This is a genomic window from Alteromonas lipotrueiana (assembly GCF_019249245.1).
In the GTDB taxonomy this organism is placed as follows: domain Bacteria; phylum Pseudomonadota; class Gammaproteobacteria; order Enterobacterales; family Alteromonadaceae; genus Alteromonas; species Alteromonas lipotrueiana.
Genome location: NZ_JAESDK010000040.1, coordinates 1 through 1193, shown reverse-complemented (window position 1 = coordinate 1193; position 1193 = coordinate 1). Strand labels below are relative to the sequence as shown.

Annotated in this window: 1 protein-coding gene; it reads right to left on the bottom strand. The window is 47.4% G+C overall.

Annotated elements, in window-relative coordinates; genetic code table 11:
- Window positions 1-1181 (bottom strand): elongation factor Tu (gene tuf / locus JK130_RS16530; protein WP_218355430.1); only part of this gene is annotated, 1181 nt, incomplete at its 3' end.
- Between the last annotated feature and the right edge of the window lie 12 nt (window positions 1182-1193).

The window sequence follows — 1193 nt, the reverse complement described above, 5'->3', positions numbered from 1 at the left end:
TCCATAATCTTAGAAACAACACCAGCACCTACAGTACGACCACCTTCACGGATTGCAAAGCGCAGACCTTCGTCCATCGCGATAGGGGCAATCAGTTCTACTACGAACTTAAGGTTGTCGCCTGGCATTACCATCTCTACGCCTTCAGGAAGCTCTACAGCACCTGTTACGTCAGTTGTACGGAAGTAAAACTGTGGACGATAGCCTTTAAAGAATGGCGTGTGACGGCCACCTTCGTCTTTACCTAGTACGTATACTTCGGCTTCAAACTTAGTGTGAGGAGTGATTGAACCTGGCTTAGCCAATACCTGACCACGCTCAACTTCGTCACGCTTGGTACCACGCAGAAGAACACCAACGTTCTCACCTGCACGACCTTCGTCAAGAAGCTTACGGAACATCTCAACACCGGTACACGTTGTCTTCGTCGTATCTTTCATACCAACGATTTCAACTTCTTCACCTACTTTAACGATACCTTGCTCAACACGACCGGTTACAACCGTACCACGGCCTGAAATTGAGAAAACATCTTCAATAGGAAGAATGAACGGCTTGTCGATAGCACGCTCTGGGTCAGGAATGTAAGAATCCAGGGCTTCGCCCAACTCTACAATTTTCTTTTCCCACTCTTCATCGCCTTCAAGGGCTTTAAGAGCAGAACCCTGAATTACTGGCAGGTCATCACCTGGGAATTCGTATTCGTTAAGTAGCTCACGAACTTCCATTTCTACCAGCTCAAGCAGCTCTTCGTCATCAACCATGTCACATTTGTTCATGAACACGATCATGTGAGGAATACCAACCTGACGACCTAACAAGATGTGCTCACGAGTTTGTGGCATAGGACCGTCTGTTGCAGCAACTACCAAAATAGCACCGTCCATTTGAGCAGCACCGGTGATCATGTTTTTAACATAATCGGCGTGTCCTGGGCAGTCTACGTGCGCGTAGTGACGAGCTGGAGTGTCATACTCTACGTGTGAGGTAGAGATGGTGATACCACGGGCTTTTTCTTCAGGCGCGTTATCGATTTGATCGAATGCCTGAGCTGAACCACCGTGCGCTTTTGCAAGAACAGTAGTGATTGCCGCAGTCAGAGTTGTTTTACCATGGTCAACGTGGCCGATTGTACCCACGTTGACGTGAGTTTTCGTACGTTCAAATTTTGCTTTTGCCATTTTCTATTTTCC